General features: G+C 66.5%; 18 protein-coding genes. 6 read left to right on the top strand and 12 right to left on the bottom strand.

The genetic code is table 11. From position 1 onward, the window contains the following. Positions 1 to 127: 127 nt before the first annotated feature. The gene (locus DKG74_RS09355) at positions 128 to 718 is read right to left on the bottom strand and encodes a TetR/AcrR family transcriptional regulator (RefSeq protein WP_109905016.1); all 591 of its coding nucleotides are present in this window, start codon (positions 716 to 718) and stop codon (positions 128 to 130) included. 208 nt (positions 719 to 926) lie between these two features. On the opposite strand from DKG74_RS09355, the gene DKG74_RS09350 reads away from it, so the two are divergent. Genes DKG74_RS09350 through DKG74_RS09335 form a run of 4 tightly spaced genes read left to right on the top strand, consistent with a single transcriptional unit; the run spans position 927 to position 5,077 of the window. After that, a complete protein-coding gene (locus DKG74_RS09350; protein ID WP_109905014.1) occupies positions 927 to 2,585 on the top strand; it encodes a cytochrome P450 in 1,659 nt (552 codons plus the stop codon). 13 nt (positions 2,586 to 2,598) lie between these two features. Beyond that, complete coding sequence (locus DKG74_RS09345) at positions 2,599 to 3,621, top strand: NAD-dependent epimerase/dehydratase family protein (protein ID WP_109905012.1); 1,023 nt, start codon at positions 2,599 to 2,601, stop codon at positions 3,619 to 3,621. 25 nt (positions 3,622 to 3,646) lie between these two features. Further along, positions 3,647 to 4,285 (top strand): hypothetical protein, encoded by a 639-nt coding sequence (locus DKG74_RS09340; RefSeq protein WP_109905010.1) that lies wholly within the window; start codon positions 3,647 to 3,649, stop codon positions 4,283 to 4,285. A 3-nt stretch (positions 4,286 to 4,288) separates the two neighbouring features. Next, complete coding sequence (locus DKG74_RS09335; protein ID WP_109905008.1) at positions 4,289 to 5,077, top strand: hypothetical protein; 789 nt, start codon at positions 4,289 to 4,291, stop codon at positions 5,075 to 5,077. Between the two features lie 101 nt (positions 5,078 to 5,178). Here DKG74_RS09335 and DKG74_RS21485 read toward each other — a convergent pair whose 3' ends face one another. After that, entirely contained in the window at positions 5,179 to 5,802 is a 624-nt protein-coding gene (locus DKG74_RS21485; RefSeq protein ID WP_133251551.1) for a hypothetical protein, read from the bottom strand. A 128-nt stretch (positions 5,803 to 5,930) separates the two neighbouring features. On the opposite strand from DKG74_RS21485, the gene DKG74_RS09325 reads away from it, so the two are divergent. Next, on the top strand, positions 5,931 to 6,191 hold the full coding sequence (locus tag DKG74_RS09325) for a type II toxin-antitoxin system Phd/YefM family antitoxin (protein ID WP_109905004.1): 261 nt from the start codon (positions 5,931 to 5,933) through the stop codon (positions 6,189 to 6,191). A 269-nt stretch (positions 6,192 to 6,460) separates the two neighbouring features. On the opposite strand, the gene infC is transcribed toward DKG74_RS09325, so the two are convergent. From infC to miaA, 5 genes are all read right to left on the bottom strand, one after another. Then, the gene (gene infC, locus DKG74_RS09320) at positions 6,461 to 7,036 is read right to left on the bottom strand and encodes a translation initiation factor IF-3 (RefSeq protein WP_109905002.1); all 576 of its coding nucleotides are present in this window, start codon (positions 7,034 to 7,036) and stop codon (positions 6,461 to 6,463) included. A 184-nt stretch (positions 7,037 to 7,220) separates the two neighbouring features. Next, entirely contained in the window at positions 7,221 to 8,240 is a 1,020-nt protein-coding gene (ilvC, locus tag DKG74_RS09315; RefSeq protein ID WP_109905000.1) for a ketol-acid reductoisomerase, read from the bottom strand. Positions 8,241 to 8,272: 32 nt separating this feature from the next. Beyond that, a complete protein-coding gene (gene ilvN, locus DKG74_RS09310; RefSeq protein ID WP_243404078.1) occupies positions 8,273 to 8,776 on the bottom strand; it encodes an acetolactate synthase small subunit in 504 nt (167 codons plus the stop codon). A 190-nt stretch (positions 8,777 to 8,966) separates the two neighbouring features. Then, positions 8,967 to 10,727, bottom strand: coding sequence for an acetolactate synthase 3 large subunit (locus DKG74_RS09305; RefSeq protein ID WP_109904998.1), 1,761 nt, complete (start codon positions 10,725 to 10,727; stop codon positions 8,967 to 8,969). Positions 10,728 to 10,836: 109 nt separating this feature from the next. After that, positions 10,837 to 11,781, bottom strand: a complete 945-nt coding sequence (gene miaA, locus DKG74_RS09300) for a tRNA (adenosine(37)-N6)-dimethylallyltransferase MiaA (protein ID WP_109904996.1) — start codon at positions 11,779 to 11,781, stop codon at positions 10,837 to 10,839. 3 nt (positions 11,782 to 11,784) lie between these two features. Here miaA and serB point away from each other — a divergent pair, with 3 nt between their 5' ends. Beyond that, entirely contained in the window at positions 11,785 to 12,711 is a 927-nt protein-coding gene (serB, locus tag DKG74_RS09295; protein WP_243404077.1) for a phosphoserine phosphatase SerB, read from the top strand. On the opposite strand, the gene DKG74_RS09290 is transcribed toward serB, so the two are convergent. From DKG74_RS09290 to uca, 5 genes are all read right to left on the bottom strand, one after another. Next, complete coding sequence (locus tag DKG74_RS09290) at positions 12,696 to 14,480, bottom strand: DUF255 domain-containing protein (RefSeq protein WP_165837612.1); 1,785 nt, start codon at positions 14,478 to 14,480, stop codon at positions 12,696 to 12,698. The genes serB and DKG74_RS09290 overlap by 16 nt on opposite strands. A gap of 254 nt (positions 14,481 to 14,734) precedes the next feature. After that, a complete protein-coding gene (locus DKG74_RS09285) occupies positions 14,735 to 16,513 on the bottom strand; it encodes an acyl-CoA dehydrogenase (RefSeq protein WP_109904990.1) in 1,779 nt (592 codons plus the stop codon). A gap of 179 nt (positions 16,514 to 16,692) precedes the next feature. Continuing rightward, on the bottom strand, positions 16,693 to 17,541 hold the full coding sequence (locus tag DKG74_RS09280) for a pirin family protein (protein ID WP_109904988.1): 849 nt from the start codon (positions 17,539 to 17,541) through the stop codon (positions 16,693 to 16,695). Between the two features lie 111 nt (positions 17,542 to 17,652). Next, a complete protein-coding gene (gene atzF / locus DKG74_RS09275) occupies positions 17,653 to 19,455 on the bottom strand; it encodes an allophanate hydrolase (RefSeq protein ID WP_109904986.1) in 1,803 nt (600 codons plus the stop codon). Positions 19,456 to 19,470: 15 nt separating this feature from the next. Next, complete coding sequence (gene uca, locus DKG74_RS09270; RefSeq protein WP_109904984.1) at positions 19,471 to 22,986, bottom strand: urea carboxylase; 3,516 nt, start codon at positions 22,984 to 22,986, stop codon at positions 19,471 to 19,473. Positions 22,987 to 22,991 lie beyond the last annotated feature (5 nt).

Raw genomic sequence — 22,991 nt, 5'->3', positions numbered from 1 at the left:
TCGAAAGATATGGCCGCGTGGAACGCCGGTAATTTCTTGGCCATTACTTACCGCAATGCACAAAATCCGCGTGCCGCCGCGCGCGATATCGCGCGCGACTTCACCCGTTCCACAGACCGCATCGCGGCTATGACTTCAGCGCCAGGCCCGTCATCGGCAACATGCGGCGGATGATGAACCCCCGCATCGCTTCCGCGTCGCGCTTGACCGGCCCCGCCATGTTCAGGAGCGAGAGCAACATGCGGATCGTCGCCTCCGTCATTTCGCGCCACGCGTCCTCCGCCATGTCGACCCCGGTCATGATCTGCTTCATCAGGAGCAGCGACAGATCGAAACCTTCGGCGTTGATCAGCGCATCCTCGCTGACATAGGTCGCGAGGCTGGACAGGGTCATGACCGAGAGTTGCGGCTCCTTCGGCACATCGTCGAGCAGGAACAGGATCGCCCGCACGAAACGCTCCGCCGGATCGGCCACCCCGTCGAGATGGGCGACCAGACGCTGCGCCATCGCCGCCGCGGACTGCAGCAGGGCGGCACTGAGCACGTCCTCCCGGCTGGTGAAATAGCGGTAGACGGTCGGCCGGGTCACCCCCGCCTGACGTGCGATGTCGAGCAGGCTGGTCTTGTCGATACCCCATTGCCTGACGCAGGCGATGGCGGCTTCGAGGACGCGCTGCCTCGTTTCGCTCGAGGGCGGTTTGGATGGAAGGGTGGTCATGACCTTGGTCCGGAGCGGATCGGGGCACACAGTCTATCGGCGGCTCTCCCTGGAACCCAGCGCGGTTTTCACCTCCTTGTTTTACGACTTTACACTATCAGTATATCTGTATAGTTTCACAGGCGAGCCGCGATGGCAAGGGGCACGAGGGCAGGCCGACAAGAACAACAGCCGCCCGCCCCGCCATCCGCGCATGGGGAGGGGAAGAATGAGCCTGCAGGCGACAGCCGGCCGCAAGGGCGGCGCCACACCACCGACGGCGCGGGGCGGCCTGCCCTGGTTCGGCCACATGCTGAATTTCGCGCGTAACCCCTATCATTTCGTCTCCGCTGTCGCGTCCGAGCACGGCGAGATCGCCGCCTTCACCCTGATGGGCCAGCGCATCGTGCTGCTGACCGGCGACGAGGCGAGCGAGGTGTTCTATCGCGGCTCGGACGAACAGCTCGACCAGTCGGCGGCCTACAAGCTGATGACCCCGATCTTCGGCGAGGGCCTCGTGTTCGATGCGCCCATCGCGCGGAAGAACGAGCAATTGCGGATGCTGATGCCGTCGCTGCGCATGGAGGCGATGCGCGACCATTCCCACAAGATCGTGCAGGAAGTGGAAGATATCATCGCGTCCTGGGGCGAGAGCGGCGAGATCGAGCTGGTCGAGTTCATGAAGCAGCTGACCATCAACACCGCCAGCCATTGCCTGCTGGGGCGCGAGTTCCGCTACGAACTGAGCACCGAATTCGCCGCGATCTATCACGACCTCGAAGAAGGCGTGCACCCCCTCGCCTATCACTTCCCCTATCTGCCGATCCCGAAGTTCCGTCGCCGCGACAGGGCACGGAAACGCCTGCAGGAACTGGTCGGCGGCATCGTCCGCAAGCGCGCGGCGGCGACCGACAAGCCCAGCGACATGTTCCAGACCCTGATCGACATGCGTTACGAGGACGGCACCCCGCTGGACGAGAACGAGATCACCGGGCTTCTCGTGGGCGCGATCTTCGCCGGCCACCACACGAGCTCCGGCACCGCCGCCTGGGTCCTGCTCGAACTCCTCAGGAACCCCGACATCCTCGGCCGGACGGAGGCCGAGCTGGACCGTCTGCTGGGCGCGGATGGCGCCGTCACCTTTGGCTCGCTGCGCGAGATGCCGGTACTGGAAGGCGTGGTCAAGGAAGTGCTGCGGCTGCACCCGCCCCTGATCATCCTGATGCGCAAGGTGATGGAGGATATTTCCTTCAAGGGTTACACGATCAAGGCCGGCGACATGGTCTGGGCCTGCCCGCCGGTCACTCACCGCCTGTCGCGCCTGTTCAGCAACCCGGGGCGTTTCGACCCCGACCGCTTCTCGCCCGAGCGGCGGGAAGACCGCAACCTGATGGCCTATCAGCCCTTTGGCGGCGGCAAGCACAAATGCTCGGGCAATGCCTTCGCGCTGTTCCAGATCAAGGCGATCTTCGCCGTGCTGCTGCGCCGCTATGATTTCGAGCTGGTCGATACGCCCGAGAGCTACGTCGACAATTACTCGGACATGATCGTGCAGCCGAAGTCGCCCTGCCGCGTGCGCTATCGCCGCCGGGCCGCGGCCGCCGCGCCCGCGCGGCCCGTGGAGGCAGCGGAGCCGCCGCCCGAATGCCCGGCCCACCGGAAGGCGGAGGCCGCCCCGGTCGCGCGCCCGGCGATCACCGTCGCGGTCGACCGGCAATTGTGCCAGGGCCATGCCATGTGCATGGGCGAGGCGCCAGAGCATTTCCGCGTCGGCGCCGACGGCACCCTCCGCATCCTCAAGGAAGCCGTGACCGAAGCAGAACTGGAAAAGGTCCAGTCCGCCGTCCTCTATTGCCCGAACGCGGCGCTGCGCATCGAGCGGCACTGAGCAGGGCCCGGCCATGAAGATTTTCGTTACCGGCGCCACCGGCTTCGTCGGTGCGCACACGGCGCGCGCCCTGCTCGCGGCGGGTCACGAGCTGCGCCTGCTGGCCCGCGATCCGGAGGCGCTGCGCCGCTATTTCCGCCGCTTCGGCCCGGTGCCGGACGACATCGTCGCGGGTGACATGCGCGACGCCGCCTTGATGGACAAGGCGATGCGGGGCTGCGACGCGGTGTTCCACGCCGCCGCCCTGGTCTCGGTCGATCCCAAGCGGGCGGAGGAGATTTACCGCAACAATCTCGCCGGGATCGACGCCGTGCTGGGCACCGCCTGCCGGCAGGGGGTGGAGCGCATCCTCTATGTCTCCAGCCTGTCGGTGCTGTTCCAGAAGGGCGTCACGCGGATCGACGAATCGACGCCGCTCGGCCGGCCGGCCAATGCCTATGCCCGCTCGAAGCGCGATTGCGACGAGCATGTCCGGCGCATGCAGGCCGAGGGCCGGCCGGTCCAGATGACCTATCCCGCCGGCATCTTCGGCCCCGACGATCCCAAGCTGTCGGAAGCCAACCATGGCGTCACGTCCTTCGTGAAGGTGGTGCCGCAAACCTCGACCGGGCTTCAGGCGATCGACGTCCGCGATCTCGCCGATGCCCATCGCTTCCTGCTCGAGAACCCGCCGCAGGGCGATTTCGAGGCGGCGCGCTTCATCGTCGGCGGCCGCTATTACCCCTGGGCCGAGTTCCACGGCTTGCTCCAGACGCTGACCGGCCGGCGCATCGCCGCGCCGCGCCTGCCCGGCGCCGTGCTGCGCGCCATGGGCGGCTTCGTCGATACCTTGCGCAAACTCGTGCCCTTCGAGACGCAGGTCTCGGGTGAAGCCATGAGTTACGTCACCGAATGGGCCGAAGCCTCGTCCGCGCGCATTCTCGGCCGCATGGGCCGGGATTTCCGCAGCGGCGCCGAGACCTTCGGCGACACCATCCGCTGGCTGGTCGCCGAAGGTCACCTCGACGCCAAATTCGCCGGCCGGCTGGCGGCCTGAACACAAGAAAAAGGGAGGAGAACCCATGTCCGACAAGCGCGTCGCCTCGATCACCCCGCCGAACCGCGCCTATCCGCGCGCCGAACTGGAAGAGATGATGCAGCGCTGGCTGCAGGCCAATGTCGACGCCGAAAAGGCCGGCGACTGGACCAGGCATCTCGGCCCCTTCTATGCCGACCATGCCATCTATTCCTGGAACATCGGCCCGAACGAGGAATTCGTCGCCACCGGCCGCAAGGAGATCGAGGATATCGCCATCGGTTACCAGATGAAGGGGTTCGAGGAATGGGAATATCCCTATCACGACATCATCATCGACGAGAGCCGGGGCACCATCATCGGCTTCTGGAAGCAGCGCGCCCCCTATCGCCGGCCCGACGGCAGCTTCTATGAGATCGAGGGCATCGGCGGCTCGTGGTTCGAATATGGCGGCAACTGGCAATGGCAGTGGCAGCGCGATTTCTTCGACCTCGGCAATGCCAAGGATTGCTTCTTCCAGCTCGCGGGGGCCGGTGTGCTCTCGCCCGTCGTGAAGGAGAAGATCCACCGCCAGGCCAAGGGCCAGCTGCTGCCCGGCCATCGCCGCCTGCATCCGCAACTGTCCGGATTTCAGAAGCTGCGCAACACTTTCGCGATCGCCCGCATCGCCCTCATGGGGCGCTGAGCCATGGCGGGCAGCTGGTTTTCCGCCAATCCGGACAAGGCCTGGGTCGAGAAGTTCTTCCTCGCCTATTCGCCGCTCTGGATGGCGTCGATGGCGATGATGATGGTGACGGGCTGGGATCGCACCTTCGGCGATACCGCCCTGCTGCTCCATGCCTTCGGCACCGCCCTGCCGGCACTCGCCGTCCCCGCCCTGATCGCCAGGCGTTACACCGACAAGCCGTGGCACCGGGCCTATTGGTTCAAGGCCAACCTCTATCTGATCGTCTTCGGCTTCTTCGGCAATTACTTCGGCTCGGAATATTTCTTCGACGTGCTCGGCATGGTCTATGTCTATCCGAACGCGACCACCAATCTCGACGCCGCCCTCGTCGGCAGCGGCCAGCAGAAGGTGCCGCTGATCATGTATGCCTATACCCACGTCTATTTCATGACCTATCACGCGACGGCCAACATCGTGCTGCGCCGCTTGCGCGCCCTGCCGGGCGGGGTCCTGCTGTTCCCGCTGCTCGTCTTCGGCATCGGCTATTTCTGGGCCTTCATGGAAACGAAGGCGATGGCCAACCCGCTGATCGCCCAGAGTTTCTACTACCAGAAGATGGACGTGATGCTGGCCTATGGTTCGGCCATCTACGCCGTCTATTTCATCGCCAGTTTCCCGATCTGGTATTTCCTCGACGAGCGGAACGACCGGGTCTGGAGCCTGACCCAGACCGTCGCGGGCGGCCTCTCGGCCAGCATGTTGACCTTCTACATGCTCGACTTCGCGGCCCGCTGGGTCGGCTCTCTGTAAGCGGCCTGCATCAAGTTAAGACGGACAAATTGGTAGAGAAGTTCAGTATAGCGGCGAGGGCGTGAGGCCCGCGAGGCTAACAGCTAACGGGCTACAGCCGGTTATACTTGGTTTTTTTGGTCATTATCCGCCTGTTGAATCATATCCAGAACGTCTTCAAACGCATTACGGCTCTTGCCTATCTCATAAGCTTCCGCTGCGGCGCGCCGCTCGCCTTCTGACTTCTTCCAACCTAAATCTGGATAAAAGATCTTATGAGAAATTTTCAATTCCCTCCGCCTATTTCTATGAGGATCGAATACCTCAAGGGTCACGTCAAACAATGGACGCATAGCATCCATACATTGCTCGCCGAACAAGACTTCGATCACAAATCGATGCGATGCGCTGGGCTCAACGATAGCTCCAAATTCTTGATAAACAATGTTATTCTCAACAAATTTATCATCTTTGACCCCGGAATTTTCATCGAAAATATCTAATCCCGTCACTTTTGTTCGCGAAGACCTCAGGGCAACGGGATATTTTCGTCTATTCCAGAACTCGATAGTGACAGAAAACTTGAACAAATGTGAGCCGCTCGTGCTACTCAAACTGCTGTCTGTCGCAAGCACCACTGGTCGCCACCCAACATTTTGTCGATAGCTAAACACGAGTGCGACGGTGGCGACCACCGTCGACATCACTGTGGACGCAACCGACGAAATTATTTCAAGTGCTGGCATGACGAGTAGTCTGACATTGCAACTACCTTGTGGCAATGGCCAGGTTGCGATCACCGCTTACAGCTGAGGCCGTTGCCATGACGCTGCCTTTATCTATTCTCGACAATATAGATGAGGGGTGACGGGCCGTGAAAATCAGCTCCACCGAGTTCCAGCAGAATGTCGGCCGCTATCAGGATATGGCCCAGCGCGAGCCGGTGTCGATCACCCGCAACGGCCGCGCCCATACGGTCCTGATCTCGGCCGCCCTGTTCGAGACCGCGCTGAAAGGCCGGGTGGCCCGCAAGATCGAAGACCTCGACAAGGCGACAATCATGACCATCGCGGACAGCGGAGTGTCGTCGGAGTTCGCCTCGCTCGACGAGTTCATCGAAGACTGGAAACCGTGAGCCTGCCGGCGCCTCGTCCGGGCCTTGTGATTTCCCACGCCTATTTATGGCACCGGGAATACGAGCGCGGCGCGGAAGATGGGATAAAGGACCGCCCCTGCGCCATCGTCGCCAGCCGGGACATGGTCACGGTCGCCCCCGTGACCCACGACCCGCCCACCGATGCCATCGAAATGCCGGGAGATCGAGCGGGTGCAACGGTCCGAGTAACAAACGAAAGGCCACGAGCCCGTGGCTCGTGGCCTTTCGATGTGGCGGTTGGCGGCCGGTTACTTCGGCGCGATGACCATGGTCATCTGACGCCCTTCCATCTTGGGCATCTGTTCGACCTTGGCGATCTCTTCCGTTTCGTCGCGGACGCGGAGCAGCACCTTCATGCCGAGGTCCTGGTGGGCGAGCTCGCGGCCACGGAAGCGCAGCGTCACCTTCACCTTGTCGCCTTCTTCGAAGAACTTCCGGATCGCCCGCATCTTCACGTCATAGTCGTGCTGGTCGATACCGGGGCGCATCTTGATCTCCTTGATCTCGATGACCTTCTGGTTCTTGCGCGCTTCGGCGGCCTTCTTCTGGGCCTCGTATTTGTACTTGCCGTAGTCGAGCAGCTTGCACACCGGCGGATCGGCGTTGGGCGAAATCTCGACCAGGTCGACACCGGCCATTTCGGCGAGATGCAGGGCTTCGGCGAAAGTCACGACACCGCGGTTCTCGCCGGTCTCGTCGATGAGGCGGACGCGGGGCACGGTGATCTGGTCATTGATGCGCGGGCCGCCCTTGTCGGGAATGGCCTGGGGATAGGGTGGGCGGGCTATGTAAGGTCTCCGTCTGACAGCGCGGGGACCATCCATGCAGACTGGGTCACGTCGACCCTGCGCACCACAGTCCTTCCACGTTCATGTGAATCCTGTACCTGCGACCGGCGCAGGTGCATGACGCAATAGATGACCCCAAACGCGCGATCTTGCAAGTCGGGAGTCGGAATTTTACGCCGCGTGCGGGGCCGCGCGTCCGGCGCGGCCCCGATGCGTCCGATCAGTTGCGGGCCTTGTCGACCAGCTTGTTCTTGGCGATCCAGGGCATCATGGCGCGCAGCTTGCCGCCAACTTCCTCGATCGGGTGCTGGGCCTGGATGGCGCGGGTCGCCTTGAAGGACGGCGTGCCGGCCTGGTTCTCCAGCATCCAGTCGCGGGTGAAGCGGCCCGACTGGATGTCGTCGAGGACGCGCTTCATTTCCTTCTTGGTCTCGTCGGTCACGATCCGGGGGCCGGTGATGTAATCGCCGTATTCCGCCGTGTTCGAGATCGAGTAGCGCATGTTGGCGATGCCGCCCTCGTAGATCAGGTCGACGATCAGCTTCACTTCATGCAGGCACTCGAAATAGGCCATCTCGGGGGCATAGCCCGCCTCGACCAGGGTCTCGAAGCCGGCCTTGATCAGGGCGGTCAGGCCGCCGCAGAGCACGGCCTGCTCGCCGAACAGGTCGGTCTCGCACTCTTCCTTGAAGCTGGTCTCGATGATGCCCGAACGGCCGCCGCCGACCGCCGAGGCATAGGACAGCGCGATTTCGAGGGCATTGCCCGAGGCGTTCTGATGCACCGCGACGAGGCAGGGCACGCCGCCGCCCTTGACGAATTCCGAACGCACGGTGTGGCCGGGGCCCTTCGGCGCGATCATGAAGACGTCGAGGTCCGGACGGGCCTCGATCAGCTTGAAGTGGATGTTGAGGCCATGGGCGAAAACGAGGGCGGCGCCCTGCTTCAGATTGGCTTCGAGGTCATCCTTGTAGAGCTTCGCCTGCAGCTCGTCCGGGGTCAGGATCATGACGACGTCGGCCCAGGCCGCGCCTTCCGCCGGGGTATAGACCTTCAGGCCTTCGCCTTCCGCCTTCTTCGCGGTGGCCGAGCCGGCGCGGAGCGCCACGGCGATATCCTTCACGCCCGAGTCGCGAAGGTTCAGGGCATGGGCATGGCCCTGGCTGCCATAGCCGACGATCAGGACCTTCTTGCCCTTGATCAGGTTCACATCGGCATCGCGATCGTAATAGACGCGCATGGGTCTCGTCCTTGTGGTTTGTGTTTGTCTGTTCAGAGTGCGCCGGTGCCGCGCTGGATCGCGACGACGCCGGTGCGGGACAGCTCGGCCAGGCCGAGCCCCCGCATGAGGTCGATGAAAGCGTCGATCTTCGAGGTATTGCCCGTGATCTCGAAGACGAAGGACTGGGTGCTGCTGTCGAGCACCCGCGCCCGGAAGGCATCGGCGAGGCGCAGGGCCTCGACCCGCTTCTCGCCGGTCGAAACCACCTTGATCAGCGCGAGTTCGCGCTCGAGCGAGGGGCCGTCGATGGTCAGGTCCTGGACCTTGTGCACGGGCACGAGGCGGTCGAGCTGGGCCTTGATCTGCTCGATCACCATCTCGGTGCCCGAGGTGACGACGGTAATGCGCGAGAGATTGCGCGAATCCTCGACCTTGGCGACGGTCAGGCTGTCGATATTATAGCCACGGCCGGAAAACAGGCCGATGACGCGGGCGAGGACACCCGCTTCGTTATCGACCAGAACGGCAATGGTATGGCTGCGGATCGGTTCCACTTCGCCCTCTTCTTCCCCGGCTGGCGGGGCTTATAGCTCGAATTTCGTCGGTTGGGAAATCTTTGGGCCGCCCTGTTTCCTTGCGCTCGGCGTCATCCCGGCGAAGGCCGGGATCTTTCGACGCCGGGGCGCCCTCGTCACGAGGCCCCGGCCTGCGCCGGGGCGACGAGACGGGAGGCGGCGCCGGGCCTTATACCAGCGCCATCCCTTCCACCGAGATGTCGCGATGCGCCTCGTCCTCGGGCCCGAGGATCATCTCGTTGTGCGCGGCGCCCGACGGCACCATGGGGAAGCAGTTTTCCTTCTGGTCGACCCGGCAGTCGACGATGACCGGCCGCCTGATCGCGATCATTTCGTTGATCGTGTCGTCGAGGGCATCGGGCTTCTCGCAGCGCAGGCCGACCGCGCCGAAGGCTTCCGCCAGCTTCACGAAATCCGGCAGCGCGTGCATGTAGCTTTCGGAATAGCGGTTGCCGTGCAGCAGCTCCTGCCACTGGCGGACCATGCCCATGTACTGGTTGTTCAGGATGAAGATCTTCACCGGCAGGCGATACTGGATCGCCGTCGCGACTTCCTGGATGTTCATCATGATCGAGGCTTCGCCCGCGACGTCGATGACGAGCGCGTCCGGATGGGCCATCTGCACGCCGATCGCCGCCGGCAGGCCATAGCCCATGGTGCCGAGACCGCCGGAGGTCAGCCAGCGGTTCGGTTCCTCGAAGCCGATGAACTGCGCCGCCCACATCTGGTGCTGACCGACCTCGGTCGTGATGTAGGTGTTCGGCCCCTTGGTCAGGGCGTGCAGGCGCTGGATCGCGTATTGCGGCTTGATGATCTCGCTCGACGGGCGATAGCGCAGGCAGTCGCGCGCGCGCCATTCGTCGATCTGCTTCCACCAGGCTTCCAGCGCCGCGCGGTTCGGGCGGTACTGCTTGGACTTCCAGACCTTGATCATGTCTTCGAGGACATGGCCGCAGTCGCCGATGATCGGCAGGTCGACCCGCACGTTCTTGTTGATCGACGACGGGTCGATGTCGATGTGGATCTTCTTCGAGTTGGGCGAGAAGGCACTGACCCGGCCGGTGATGCGGTCGTCGAAACGGGCGCCGACACAGATCATCAGGTCGCAATCATGCATCGCATGATTGGCCTCGTAGGTGCCGTGCATCCCCAGCATCCCCAGCCACTGCTTGTCCGACGCCGGATAGGCGCCAAGACCCATCAGGGTCGAGGTGATGGGAAAGCCGGTGATGCGCACCAGCTCGCGCAGCAGCTGCGACGCCTGCGGCCCCGAATTGATGACGCCGCCGCCGGTGTAGAACACCGGCCTCTCGGCCGCCGCGATCAGCTCGACCGCCTCGCGGATCTTGTTCAGGTCGCCCTTGACCTGCGGGCGATAGGACTTGTGCTGGACATTGGCCGGCGGGGTATAGAGGCCGGTCGTCAGCTGGATGTCCTTCGGCAGGTCGACGACGACCGGGCCGGGCCGGCCGCTGCGCGCGACATAGAAGGCCTCGTGCAGCACGCGGGCGAGATCCTTGATGTCCTTGACCAGCCAGTTGTGCTTGGTGCACGGCCGGGTGATGCCGACGGTGTCCGCCTCCTGGAAGGCGTCGTTGCCGATCAGATGGGTCGGGACCTGGCCGGTGATGCAGACCAGCGGAATGGAATCCATCAGCGCGTCGGTCAGGCCGGTGACCGCGTTGGTCGCGCCCGGGCCAGAGGTGACGAGCAGGACGCCGACCTTGCCGGTCGAGCGGGCATAGCCTTCCGCCGCATGGGCCGCGCCACCTTCCTGGCGGACGAGGACATGCTTGATGTCTTCCTGCTGGTACAGGGCATCGTAAATGGGGAGTACCGCGCCGCCCGGATAACCGAAGATCGTGTCTACGCCCTGATCGACCAGGGCCTTGAGAACCATCTCCGCGCCGGTCATCATATTCTGCGCCATAACACTATGCCTTCCTCGATCCGGCCGGCGCCCGCTTGGCAAATGCGAGCGAGAGGCCAATAAACAGCAAAACCGCGCCCGTGGGGCGCGGAGCCGGCAACCTAATCGTTCAAGATTGCGTCGTCAACCCCTGTTGGCGAATTTTTTGTGCGATATCCTCTGCCAAACTTTCCGTTTCTTGCGCGACATCGGGCCAGTGCCAATCGGCCATGCGCCCGCGCGCCCAGGTCATCTGCCGCTTGGCATATTGCCGGGTCTCGATGTCGGCCTGGCCGATCGCCTCGTCGAGGGAAAGCTGTCCCGCGGCATGGGCGGCGAAGGGCCGCAGGCCGATCGCCTTGGCTGCCGGCAGCAACGGATCGAGGTCGCGGGCGGCGAAGGCCCGCGCTTCCGCGATGGCGCCTGACTGCGCCATGGCCTCGAGGCGCTGGCGGATGCGCCCGAGCAGCAGGGGCCGGGGTGGTGCCACCACCAGCCTGTGCAGGTCGCCGAGATCGGCGGCGGCTTCGGGCGCCCGCGCCTGCCAGGACGACAGCGGCCGCCCGGTGCCCTGGTGAACCTCGAGCCCGCGCAGGATGCGCTGGGAATCCCCGGGCTTCAGCCGGGCCGCCAGATCAGCGTCGACACCGGCGAGTTCCGCGTGCAGGGCCGGCGCGCCTTCCCGCGCCAGCCGGGCGACGAGGCCGGCGCGAATGCCCGGGTCGATGGCCGGAATATCGGAGAGACCGTTCACCAGCGCATGGAAATAGAGCCCGGTGCCGCCAACGACGATGGCCGGGCGCCCTTCGCCATGGATCGCCGCGATCTCGGCCGTCGCCAGCGCCTGCCAGCGCGCCGCCGAACAGGCTTCGGTCGGCGGCAGCACGCCATAGAGACGGTGCGGCACCTTCGCCTCGTCGGCCGGGGCCGGCCGCGCGGTCAGGATGTGCAGCCCGTCATAGACCTGCATCGAATCCGCATTGACGATCACCCCGCCCAGCCTTGCGGCAAGAGCAAGGGCGAGCCCGGATTTGCCGCTTGCGGTCGGCCCGGCGATCAGTACGGTGACGGCCAATTCATGCGTTCCCGAGAAGATTTCGCCCCGATGAACCACGTCCTGACCGTGATCGGCAACCCTGTCGAAGCGCCCCTGCCCGATTCCCTGGGCGCAGACCTCGCCCTCGCCCTGACGCAAGCCGGCGCCGAAGCCGGGGAGCCGGTCTGGCTTTCGGCCGGGGAAGCCCTGGACCTGCCCTTCGACGGGCTGTCCGCCCTCGCCGCCGAGAAGATCGCCGATATCGCCCTCGCCGGGCTGCCGGCCGACCGTCTGGCGCAGGACGCGGCGGGCCGGGCCAAGCGCCTGCTGATCGCGGACATGGATTCGACCATGATCACGGTCGAATGTATCGACGAACTGGCCGATTTCGCCGGGCTGAAGGCGGAAATCTCCGCCGTGACCGAACGCGCCATGCGCGGCGAGCTGGATTTCGAATCCGCCCTGCGCGCCCGCGTCGCCAAGCTGAAGGGCCTGCCCGAAAGCGTGCTGCAGACCTGTTTCGAGGAACGGGTGCGCTTCACCGAAGGCGGCCGCCAGCTGATCGCGACCATGGCCGCCAACGGCGCCTATTGTGCCCTCGTCTCCGGCGGTTTCACCTTCTTCACCAGCCGGGTCGCCGCCCATCTCGGCTTTCACGAGCACAAGGCCAATGTGCTCGAAATCGCCGACGGCGCCCTCGCCGGCACGGTGACCGAGCCGATCTGCGGCGCCAATACCAAGCTGGACTCCTTACGCGGCCTCGCCGCCCGCCATGGCGTCGCGCCGGAAGCGACGCTGGCGGTGGGCGATGGCGCCAACGACCTGCCGATGATCGAGGCGGCGGGCCTTGGCGTCGCCTTCCACGCCAAGCCCAAGGTCGCCGCCGCCGCCCGCGCCCGGGTCGATCACGGCAATCTGACCAGCCTGCTGTTCTTCCAGGGCTACGCCCGCGCTCAATTCGTCGGCTGAGACAGGCGCTCGACCGTCTGCGCGATCTCTGCCGGCTCGAACACCGGCAGGGAACAGGTGGTGGCGGTGCAGATGAAGGCGGCCGGCCGGCCGAGATCGGGCAGCGTCACCGCGATATTGGGCAGCGGCCCTTCCGCCGCGTCATAAAGTTCCACCCGTTTCCAGGGCCGGGGCAACGCCCGCGCCGCGGCGAACAGTGCCGCGCTCTCGCCCCGCCGCCCGGTGACGACGACATGCAGCGGCTCAGCCGCCGCCTCGCCGTCGAGCACCAGCAGGCCGGGCCAGAAACTGCCGGGTGACGCCGCCTCCTGATGCTGGAGGAAGGCGAAGATGCGCCGCGCTGCCGCGCCGAGGGCAGCGTCCCCCGTCTGGTGATGCAGCCGCAGCAAGAGCCGCGCCGCCGTTACATTGTCGTCGAGATGGAAGAAGGGCCGGCCGACCGGCCCGGCGGCGACCAGCGTCACCTCGGCATTGGCAAGACCGCCAGCGGGATCCGCGAAATGGCGCAGCAGCGCAGCAGCTGCATCGGTCGCCGCCGCCAGCCACACGCGCTCGCCGGTCGCGGCGTAGAGCGCCTCGAAGGCGAGGCCGGCGTTCAGCGTGTCGGGCAGGAAAGGCCCGCCCGCGTCCCGCTCCCCATGGGCGAAGCTGCCGTCGCCCTGCCGCCGCGCCGCGATCAGCCAGTGCCCGGCCGCCTTGGCCCGGCCGATCAGCGACTCGTCGTCAAGGTCGGCCCCGGCTTCGGCAAGGCCGGCGGCGATCAGCCCGGTTTCGCTGGCATAGACATTGCGGTCGATGCGGGGCGGCGCCATGGCCGCGCGGCCCTTGGCGTCGAGGCCATAATAATCCTTGCCGGTCATGCCGGCGGCGACATCCGGGTCCGCATCCTGGCTGGTGAAAAACCCGCCGGCCGGATCGGACAGCACGGTCGAGGCATAGCGCGCGACCGCGCGCGCGGCATCGGCGTAAGCCTTGTCCCCGGTCCAGGCCGCGCCCGCCGCGAAGAGGCGCAGCGCCGCCGCCTGCGATCCGGCGATCTTCTCGTAATGCGGCGCATTCCAGGCGCCGACCGCATACTGGAAAATGCCGCCTTCGACCGGATCGACCAGGGCAAGGGCAGCCGTCAGGGTCTCCCGCGCCATGCGGCCGGCGATGACGTCGCCGTCCACGGCGGCGGACAGCGCGTGATCGAGGGCATCGGCCTGCAGGAACTTGTGCGGCCCGCCCCAGCCGCCGACCCCGGCGTCATAGGCGAAGGCGAAGCGCCGTTCCATCGAGGCGAGAAGCGCGCGCGGCAGGCCGCCCTCGGCGGCACCCGGCGGCAGGGCGCGAAAGCCGCTCTCGGCCAGCGGCTGCGGGCTGTCGGCGAGACCGGCCAGCGTGCCGACGAAAGCCACCGGTTCGAGATAGCCGCGCCAGCGCCAGAGTTCCCGCCCCTCGGCGTCGAAGACGATCAGCGCCGGCCAACCCCAGTTCTCGTAGCGGCGGGACAGATCGGGATGGCTGTCCTGATCGACCTTCACCGCGACGAAACGCTGTGCCAGCAAATCCTGCACCGCGGGATCGGCATAGGTCGTCTCGTCCATCACATGGCACCAGTGGCACCAGACCGCTTCGAGATCGAGGAGGACCAGCTTGCTTTCAGCCCGCGCCGCGTCGAAAGCGGCCGGGGACCAGTCGCGCCAGGCGACCTCGGCCCGCGCCGACAGGGGCGCGAGGATGAATAATGCGAGCAGGAACAGGCGGGCGCGGATCAGGGGCAGAGACATGGCGGGGGTCCTCCTGTCCGGTGTTTCGTCCGGGGGCGGCGCCATGTTTCACAGGGATGCGCATTGGTCAGCCGCCGGGATTTCGGGCCGGTGGAAAGCCGCCTCGCCGGCCGAAGGGGCAGGCCGACGAGGCGGGTCCACTCACTCCCCGGGGCAGGTGGGAGTGTCACTGAGCCGCCGTACCTGCGGCCGGCGCGAAAGGGGGGCATCTCTCCCGCGCCGTATTCCTTCTACGATGCCCAGTCCCTACCGGATCACCCGAAGGCGGCGACGGGCATGTCGGCGCAGGTCTGGTCCAGGCTCTGCAGCAATTCGGCCTGCGGCCTGATCTTCGGCAGCTCCCAGCGGAAGAAATAGCGGCAGGCCCGGCGCTTGCCGTCATAGAAGGCGGCGAGATCGCCGGTCGCGCCCGCAGCCTTGTCCTCGGCGACGCTGGCCTGACGCAGCCACAGCCAGGCGACGACGACATGACCGAGCAATTCGAGGAACACCGCCGAATTGGCCAGCGCCTCGTCCAGCCGGTTGCCGGCGGCGGCCCGGCCGAGCACGGCGACCGTCTCGGAGACGAGGGCGATGGCATTGGCGAGGGCCCCTGCCTCCTCCGCGAAGGCGGGCGGCGCCGCCTCGATGGTCTTCAACATCTCCTCCGCGAGGAGGGCCAGAGCCTTGCCCTGATCGGCGAAGATTTTCCGCCCGAGCAGGTCGAGGGACTGGATGCCGAAAGTCCCCTCGTGGATGGGGTTCAGGCGATTGTCGCGCCACAGCCGCTCGACCGGATATTCCCGCGTGTAACCATAGCCGCCATGGACCTGGATCGCCAGATCATTGGCGACCAGCCCCCATTGCGACGGCCAGGACTTGATCATGGGGGTCAGCAGGTCGAGCAGCTGGAAGGCCCGGCTTCGCGCTTCCGGCGTCTCCGCCGTCTCGCTGTCGTCGACGAGGCGGGCGCCCAGCAGGCACAGCGCCAGCGCGCCTTCGACATAGGACTTGGAGGCCAGCAGCATCCGCTTCACGTCGGCGTGCTCGATGATGGGCACGGGCGGCAGGCTGGGGTCCTTGGCCGCGGGCGGGCGCCCCTGCAGACGGGTCTTCGCGTAATCAAGGGCGACACGATAGCCGGCATAGCCGATGACGGCCGCGCCAAGGCCGACACCGACCCGCGCCTCGTTCATCATGTGGAACATGTAGGACAGGCCCTTGTGCGCCTCGCCCAGCAGATAGCCGGTGGCGCCACCCGCCTCGCCGAAATTCAGCATGGTCGAGGTCGTGCCGCGATAGCCCATCTTGTGGATGAGCCCGCCGAGGCGGACGTCGTTCCGCGTGCCGTCGCCGAGGATCTTCGGCACGATGAAGAGGGAAATACCCTTCACCCCGGCCGGCGCCCCCTTGATCCGGGCCAGCACGAGATGGACGATATTCTCGGACAGCCCATGCTCGCCGGCCGAGATGAAGATCTTGTTTCCGGTGATGCGATAGGTTCCATCGCCTACCTGCACGGCCTGGGTCTTCAGATCGGCGAGGCCCGATCCCGCGCCCGGCTCGGTCAGCGCCATGGTGCCGAAATAGCGCCCTTCGAGCATGGCGCCGAGCCAGGTCGCCTTCTGCTCCTCGGTGCCGAATTTGGCGATGACATTGGCGGCGGCCCGGGTCAGGAAGGGATAGCCGGCGGTCGAGATATTGGCGGCGGAAATGATCGCCGACGACGCCATCGAGACCGTGTGGGGCAGCTGCATCCCGCCATGCTCGTAATCCGCATGGGCCGACATGAAGCCGGCGGCGCAATAGGCGTCGAGCGCGGCCTTCACCTCGGGGATGATGTGGACCGTCTCGCCGTCGAAGGTCGGCTCGTTGGCGTCGAGCTTGGCCGCATGGGGCGCGAAATGATCGTCGGCCAGCCGCTCGGCGGTATCCAGCATGGCGGCGACGCTCGCCCGGTCGTGTTCCGCGAAGCGCGGGCGGGCGAACAGCGCGTCAAGATCGAGCACATCCTGCAGCAGGAAATCGAGGTCGCGGCGATCAAGGGCGGGCATGGTCTCTCCTCCGTTTCAGGCTGCTTAGCTCGTTCGGAATGGGGAGGAAAGGGTCCAATACCTCAATGTCTACCGGCGACGTTTCCCTCCTCACCCAACCCTCTCCTCCCGGGAGGAGAGGGCTCAATCCCCCGCTCCGCCCTTCAGGGGGGAGAGGGACGGGGAGAGGTGGCCCCCCCTCAGAAGCGGCCGGCCTGATAGTCGCGGGCGGCCTGCATCACTTCGTCCCGCGTGTTCATGACGAAGGGGCCGCCCCACGCGATAGGCTCGTTCAGCGGCTTGCCGGCGATCAGCAGCACGCCCGCTTCCACGCGACCTGCGTTCTCGAAGGCGACGCGGCCGCCCTCGCCCAGGATGGCGACATTGACCGCGGCGACCTTCTCGACCTCGCCGACGACGATGGCGCCGTCATAGACGACGAGAAGCGCGTTGAGGGCGGCGGGCACCGCTTCCTCGATCCGGGCGCCGGGAGCGAGGCGGATGTCGAGGAAACGCGCCTCGGTCGCGCCGGAGTCGATCGGCCCCTGCGTGCCTTCACCGGTCGCGCCAGCGATCACCTTGACGCGGGTGCCATTGCCCCGGGTTTCCACCGGGATCGTCGCCGCCGGAATTTCCTGATAGCGGGCGGGGGTCATCTTGTCCCGTGCCGGCAGATTGACCCAGAGCTGGAAGCCCCGCATCAGGCCCTCTTCCTGTTCCGGCATTTCGGAATGGACGATGCCGCTGCCCGCCGTCATCCACTGCACGTCGCCGCTGGCGATGACGCCCGAATGGCCCTTGTTGTCGCCATGGCGCATCCGCCCGTCGAGCATATAGGTCACGGTCTCGAAACCGCGATGGGGATGGCTGGGGAAGCCGCCGATGTAATCGTCCGCCCGTTCGGTATCGAAATGGTCGAGCATCAGGAAGGGGTCCGCCGCCTCCACCGTCTCGTGGCCGAGCAGGCGGGTCAGTCGGACGCCGGCGCCATCGGAGGTGCGCTCGCCCCGGATCAGGTGGCGCACGGGGCGGATATCATTGCGGGTCATGGGGGTGTCTCCTCATTCGCTGTTGGTACCGATATTGGCACCGACGGCGACGGGAAAAATCCCCCGGGGCGGCAAGGGATCGTTTCGATTATGGAAACGATCCCCGAGGCCCTATTTCGCGGCGCAATAGGCGCGCCAGCCGCCCAGCGCGGTGATTTCCGCCGCGCCTTCGAGGGCGTGGGGCTCACACAGGAAGCCGGAGACATCGCTGCCATCGTCCAGCGTCACCTTGCCGATGCCGAGCGGCGCCGGAATGGCGGCGACGAAACGGCCAAACGCCGCGGGCGGCAGGGCCCAGACCTCGACCTCCAGCCCCGGCCCGTCGAAGCCCGGGCTGTGCAGGAGGCCCGGCTTGGGCGGCACCGTGCCCGGCAGGGCATAGAGCCGGTAATCGGACGCGGTGCGGCAGCGTTTGACGAGGACGCCGCCGCCGCCCGTCAGCTGCGGATTGAGCGGCATCCCCGAGAGATGGGCGCCGACGACCACGACCTCGATCCGCTCGACCTGCGGCCCCTCGGGCGCCGGCATCGCCGACAGGTCCGCCGTCGTGTCGAGGCCGTAGCCGGTCGCCGCCGCCTTGTGCAGCCGGTCGCCCCAGACCGCGAGGGCGGCATCCGAGAAGGCGGGGCCGATCAGGGTGACGCCGAAGGGCAGGCCATCGGGCCGGAAGCCGGCCGGCACGGCGATCCCGGCGCAATCCATCAGATTGACGAAATTGGTATAGCGGCCGAGCTTGGAGTTGAGCCCGATCGGATCGGCCAGCATGTCCGAGACCTTGGGGAACAGCGGCGTCGTCGGCAGCAGCAGGATGTCGACCATGGCCCAGGTGGCCGCCGTCTTCTGGCGGAAGCCTTCGAGGGCATAGAGCCCGCGGAAGGCATCGACCGCCGTCACGCCGAGGGCGCCCTCGACGATCTTGCGGACGTTGGGGTCCATGGCGTCGGCATGAGCGGCGTGGAAGGCTTCGACCGCCGCCAGCCGCTCCGCCACCCAGGGGCCGCTGTAGAGGAGATTGGCCGCCTCGCGGAAGGGCGCGAAGTCGATCTCGACGATGGAACAGCCCAGCGCCTTCATCGCCTCAATGGCGGCGACATAGATCGCCTCGTTGGCGGCATCGCCGAAGAATTCCCGCTCCGCCCCGACGGGGACGCCGACGCGAAGCCCTTCCGTCGGCAGCACCACGTCCGGCAGATCGCGCGAGAAAGGATCGGCGGGGTCGAGGCCGGCGGCGACCCGGCGGACGAAATCAGCCTCCCCCGCGGTCGCGGCGAAGACCGAGATGCAGTCGAGGCTGCGGCAGGCGGGGACGAGGCCCGTGGTCGAGAACATGCCCTTGCTGGGCTTCACCCCGACGAGGTTGTTGAAAGAGGCCGGCACCCGGCCCGAGCCCGCGGTATCGGTGCCGAGCGAGAAGGCGACGATGCCCGCCCCGACCGCGACCGCCGAGCCGGAGGACGAACCGCCCGAGATATAGTCGGCATCGAACACCGACCGGGGCGCGCCATAGGGGGAGCGCGTGCCGTTGAGCCCGGTGGCGAACTGGTCGAGGTTGGTCTTGCCGACCGGAATGGCCCCCGCCGCGCGCAAGCGGGCCACGACCGTCGCATCCTGCGCCGGCCGATAGGCGAAGGCGGGACAGGCGGCCGTCGTCTCGAGCCCGGCACAGTCGATATTGTCCTTCACCGCGAAGGGAATGCCCCACAGCGGCTTGTCCGGCGAGGGACCGCCGGCCGCCATCAGCGCCTTGGCCGCCGCGCGCAATTCGTCGTCGGAAAAACGGCTGATCCAGACCGCGGGGTCCGGCCAGGATTGGATACGCCCGATCACCGCCTCGATCACGTCGAGGGGGGTGAGCGTGCCGGCCTCATAGCCGGCGGCGAGCGTGCCGATGGTCATCATCTTGGGCAGCGTCATGGTCTTGTCCCCCCCTCAGGCCGCTTCGATCAGGGCGATTATCTGGCCCGCCTGCACGGTCCGGCCCGGCTGGCAGCGCAAGGCCGTCACCTTGCCCGCGACCGGGCTCCTGATTTCCATTTCCATCTTCATTGATTCGACGATCACCACGATGTCACCAGCGGCGACATTTGTGCCTTCCCCGGCGACAATCTTCCAGACATTGCCGGTCACCTGCGCTTCGACCGGGGTCTGGCCCTCGGGCACGTCGTCGTCGCCGGCCGCGGGGCCGTCCTCGACCACGAAACTGTCGAGCCCCTTGGCCTTCCAGTCCTGCCGCTCGGCCTCGAAGGCCGCCTGCTGGCGGGATTTGGCCGCCTCGATCGCCGGCTTCTCGGCGTCGAGGAAGGCGGCGTGGCGGGCGTAGTCGAACGTGGTCTCCTCGATCCGCACCGGATAGCGGCCGTGGGGGAAGGCCTCGCGCGCCTCGGCCAGTTCCTGCTCCGATACCGGGAAGAAGCGGATCTGGTCGAAGAAGCGCAGCAGCCACGGGTGCCCCGGCGTGAACACCGGCGTCGTCCGCCAGGCGTTCCACATCTGCACCGTGCGGCCGAAGAGCTGGTAACCGCCCGGCCCCTCCATGCCATAGATGCACATATAGGCACCGCCGATGCCGACGGCATTTTCCGGCGTCCAGGTGCGGGCCGGATTATATTTCGTCGTCACCAGCCGGTGGCGCGGATCGACCGGGGTCGCCACCGGCGCGCCCAGATAGACGTCGCCGAGGCCGAGCACGAGATAGCTGGCGTCGAAAATGGTCTTCCGCACCTCGTCCTCGGACGGCAGACCGTTGATGCGGCGGATGAACTCGATGTTCGACGGGCACCAGGGCGCGTTCGGTCGCACCAGTTCCTGATATTTCCGCGCGGCGAGCTGGATCGACGGATCGTTCCACGACAGCGGCAGATGGACGATGCGGCTCGGCACCTTCACCGCTTCAGCCGGGGGCAGGCCCAGCTCGATCTCGCGCAGGGCCGCCAGCAGATAATCCGTCTTCAGCACCCGGCTGTCGTAATGGATCTGCAGCGAGCGGATGCCGGGGGTGAGGTCGATGATCGCCGGCAGCCGTGCCTCGCGCACCGCCTGCGCCAGCAGGTGGATGCGGAGGCGCAGCGCGATGTCGAGCACCATCGGGCCGTATTCGACCAGCAAGTAGTCGTCGCCCGCCCGGCGATAGACGACCGGCACCGGCCCGCCGTCCAGCGTGCCGAGGAGCGGGCTGCCCAGCGTCTTCGTACTGACCACGGCAGGGGCCGCGACGCCGTGGGGCACGAAGCGCACCTTGTCGCCCGGCTTCAGCTGGCCGGCCTTCCACAATTCGTCGCGCGCGATCACCGCCGGGCAGACGAAACCGCCGAGGCTGGGTCCATCCGGCCCGAGGATGATCGGCATGTCGCCGGTGAAGTCGATGGCGCCGATGGCATAGGCATTGTCGTGGATGTTGGAGGGGTGCAACCCCGCCTCGCCGCCGTCCGCCCGCGCCCAGCGCGGCTTCGGCCCGATCAGGCGGACGCCCGTGCGCGCCGAATTGAAATGAACCTCATAGGTCGCGGCGAAGAGATCGTCGATATCCGCGTCCTGGAAGAAGTCGGGCGCGCCATGGGGGCCATAGTGGACGCCGATCACCCAGTCGCGGGTAATTTCCGGCGTCTCGTCCGCCGGCACGGGCTCGCCCGCGGTCTCGGCCGCGATATGCAGCGTGTCGCCCGCCTTGAGCACGCCGGTGGCATGGCCGCCGAACTGGCCGAGCGAGAAACAGGCCCGCGCGCCGAGGAACTTCGGCCCGTCGATGCCGCCCCGGACGGCGAGATAGGTGCGCTGACCCGCGCCCCTGATCTGACCGAGCGCGAGGGTCTGGCCCGCCTTCACCGGTGTCGCGGTCAGCATGGCCACGGGTACACCGTCGAGGGTCGCCGGCATCTCCGCCCCGGCAAGGGCGATCAGCGCGTCGCCATGGAATTTCAGCGTGGGACCGCTCAGGGTGCATTCCAGCCCCGCCGCGCCCTCGTCATTGCCGAGGATGCGGTTGGCGAGGCGGAAGGAGCGGTCGTCGAACGGGCCGGACGGCGGCACGCCGACATCCCACAGGCCAAGACGGCCCGGCCAGTCCTGCACGCTGGTCTGCGCCCCGGCCACCACGACCTCGATCGTCGGCGCGGTGAAGACGAAACGGCCAAGGGCGGCGGTCGAGACCGCGCCGCTGGCGAAAACCTCGCCCGCCGCGATAGCGCGCAGGTAGGCGAGATTGGTCTCGATCCCCCAGACGCGGGTCTTCGCCAAGGCGTCAGTGAGGGCGGCGATGGCCGCCGACCGGTCCGCGCCAGCGACGATCACCTTGGCCAGCATCGGATCGTAATAGGGCGTGACTTCCGTGCCCGTCGCCACCCAGGTATCGACACGGATACCTTCGGGGAAGGCGACTTCGGTCAGGCGGCCGGTCTGCGGGCGGAAATTGGCCTGCGGATTCTCGGCATAGAGCCGGACCTCGATGGCGGCGCCCCTGGGCACCAGCGCATCTTGCGGCGGCAGCACCAACTCGCCCGCCGCCTGGCGGATCATCCATTCGACGAGGTCGACGCCGAAGACCGTTTCCGTCACCGGGTGTTCGACCTGAAGCCGCGTGTTCACCTCGAGGAAGGAGAAATCGCCGCGCGCGACGTCATAGATGAATTCGACCGTGCCGGCGGATTCGTAAGCGACCGCCTTGCCCAGCGCGACCGCCGCGGCATGGAGCCGGGCGCGCAATTCGGGCGAGAGGCCGGGGGCCGGCGTCTCTTCCACCACCTTCTGGTTCCGGCGCTGGAGCGAACAGTCGCGCTCGCCCAGCGCAACGACGTTACCCTTGCCGTCACCGAAAATCTGCACCTCGACATGGCGGGCGGTCGCAACGAAACGCTCGATATAGACCCGCGCATCGCCGAAGGACGACGAGGCCATACGCTGCACCGCCTCGAAGCGGTCCTTCAGCTCGGCCGCGTCGTGGCACAGCGACATGCCGATGCCGCCGCCGCCCGCCGTGCTCTTCAGCATGACCGGGTAGCCGATCTCATGGGCGGCCGCCAGCGCCTCCTCGGCCGAGAGCAGAATGCCGGTGCCCGGCAGCAGGGGCACGCCTGCCGCCTCCGCCAGCGCCCGCGCGGTGTGCTTCAGGCCGAAGTCGCGCAGGTGTTCCGGCCGGGGCCCGATGAAGCGGATGCCCTTCGCCGCCAGCGCCTCGGCGAAGCCGGCGTTTTCCGACAGGAAGCCGTAACCCGGGTGGACCGCCTCGGCGCCCGTGTCGATACAGGCCTGCACGATGGCCTCGGCGCGGAGATAGCTTTCCTTGGCGGGCGCCGGGCCGAGGCAGATCGCCTCGTCCGCCGCCAGCACGGGCAGGGTGAAACGGTCGGCCTCGGAATGCACCGCGACAGTAGCGATGCCCATCTTCCTGGCTGTCGTGATGACACGCGCGGCGATCTCGCCCCGGTTGGCGATCAGGATTTTCTTGAACATGGGAA

The sequence above is a fragment of the Zavarzinia aquatilis genome, assembly GCF_003173035.1.
In the GTDB taxonomy this organism is placed as follows: domain Bacteria; phylum Pseudomonadota; class Alphaproteobacteria; order Zavarziniales; family Zavarziniaceae; genus Zavarzinia; species Zavarzinia aquatilis.
This window is presented reverse-complemented; position numbering and strand designations above follow the sequence as displayed.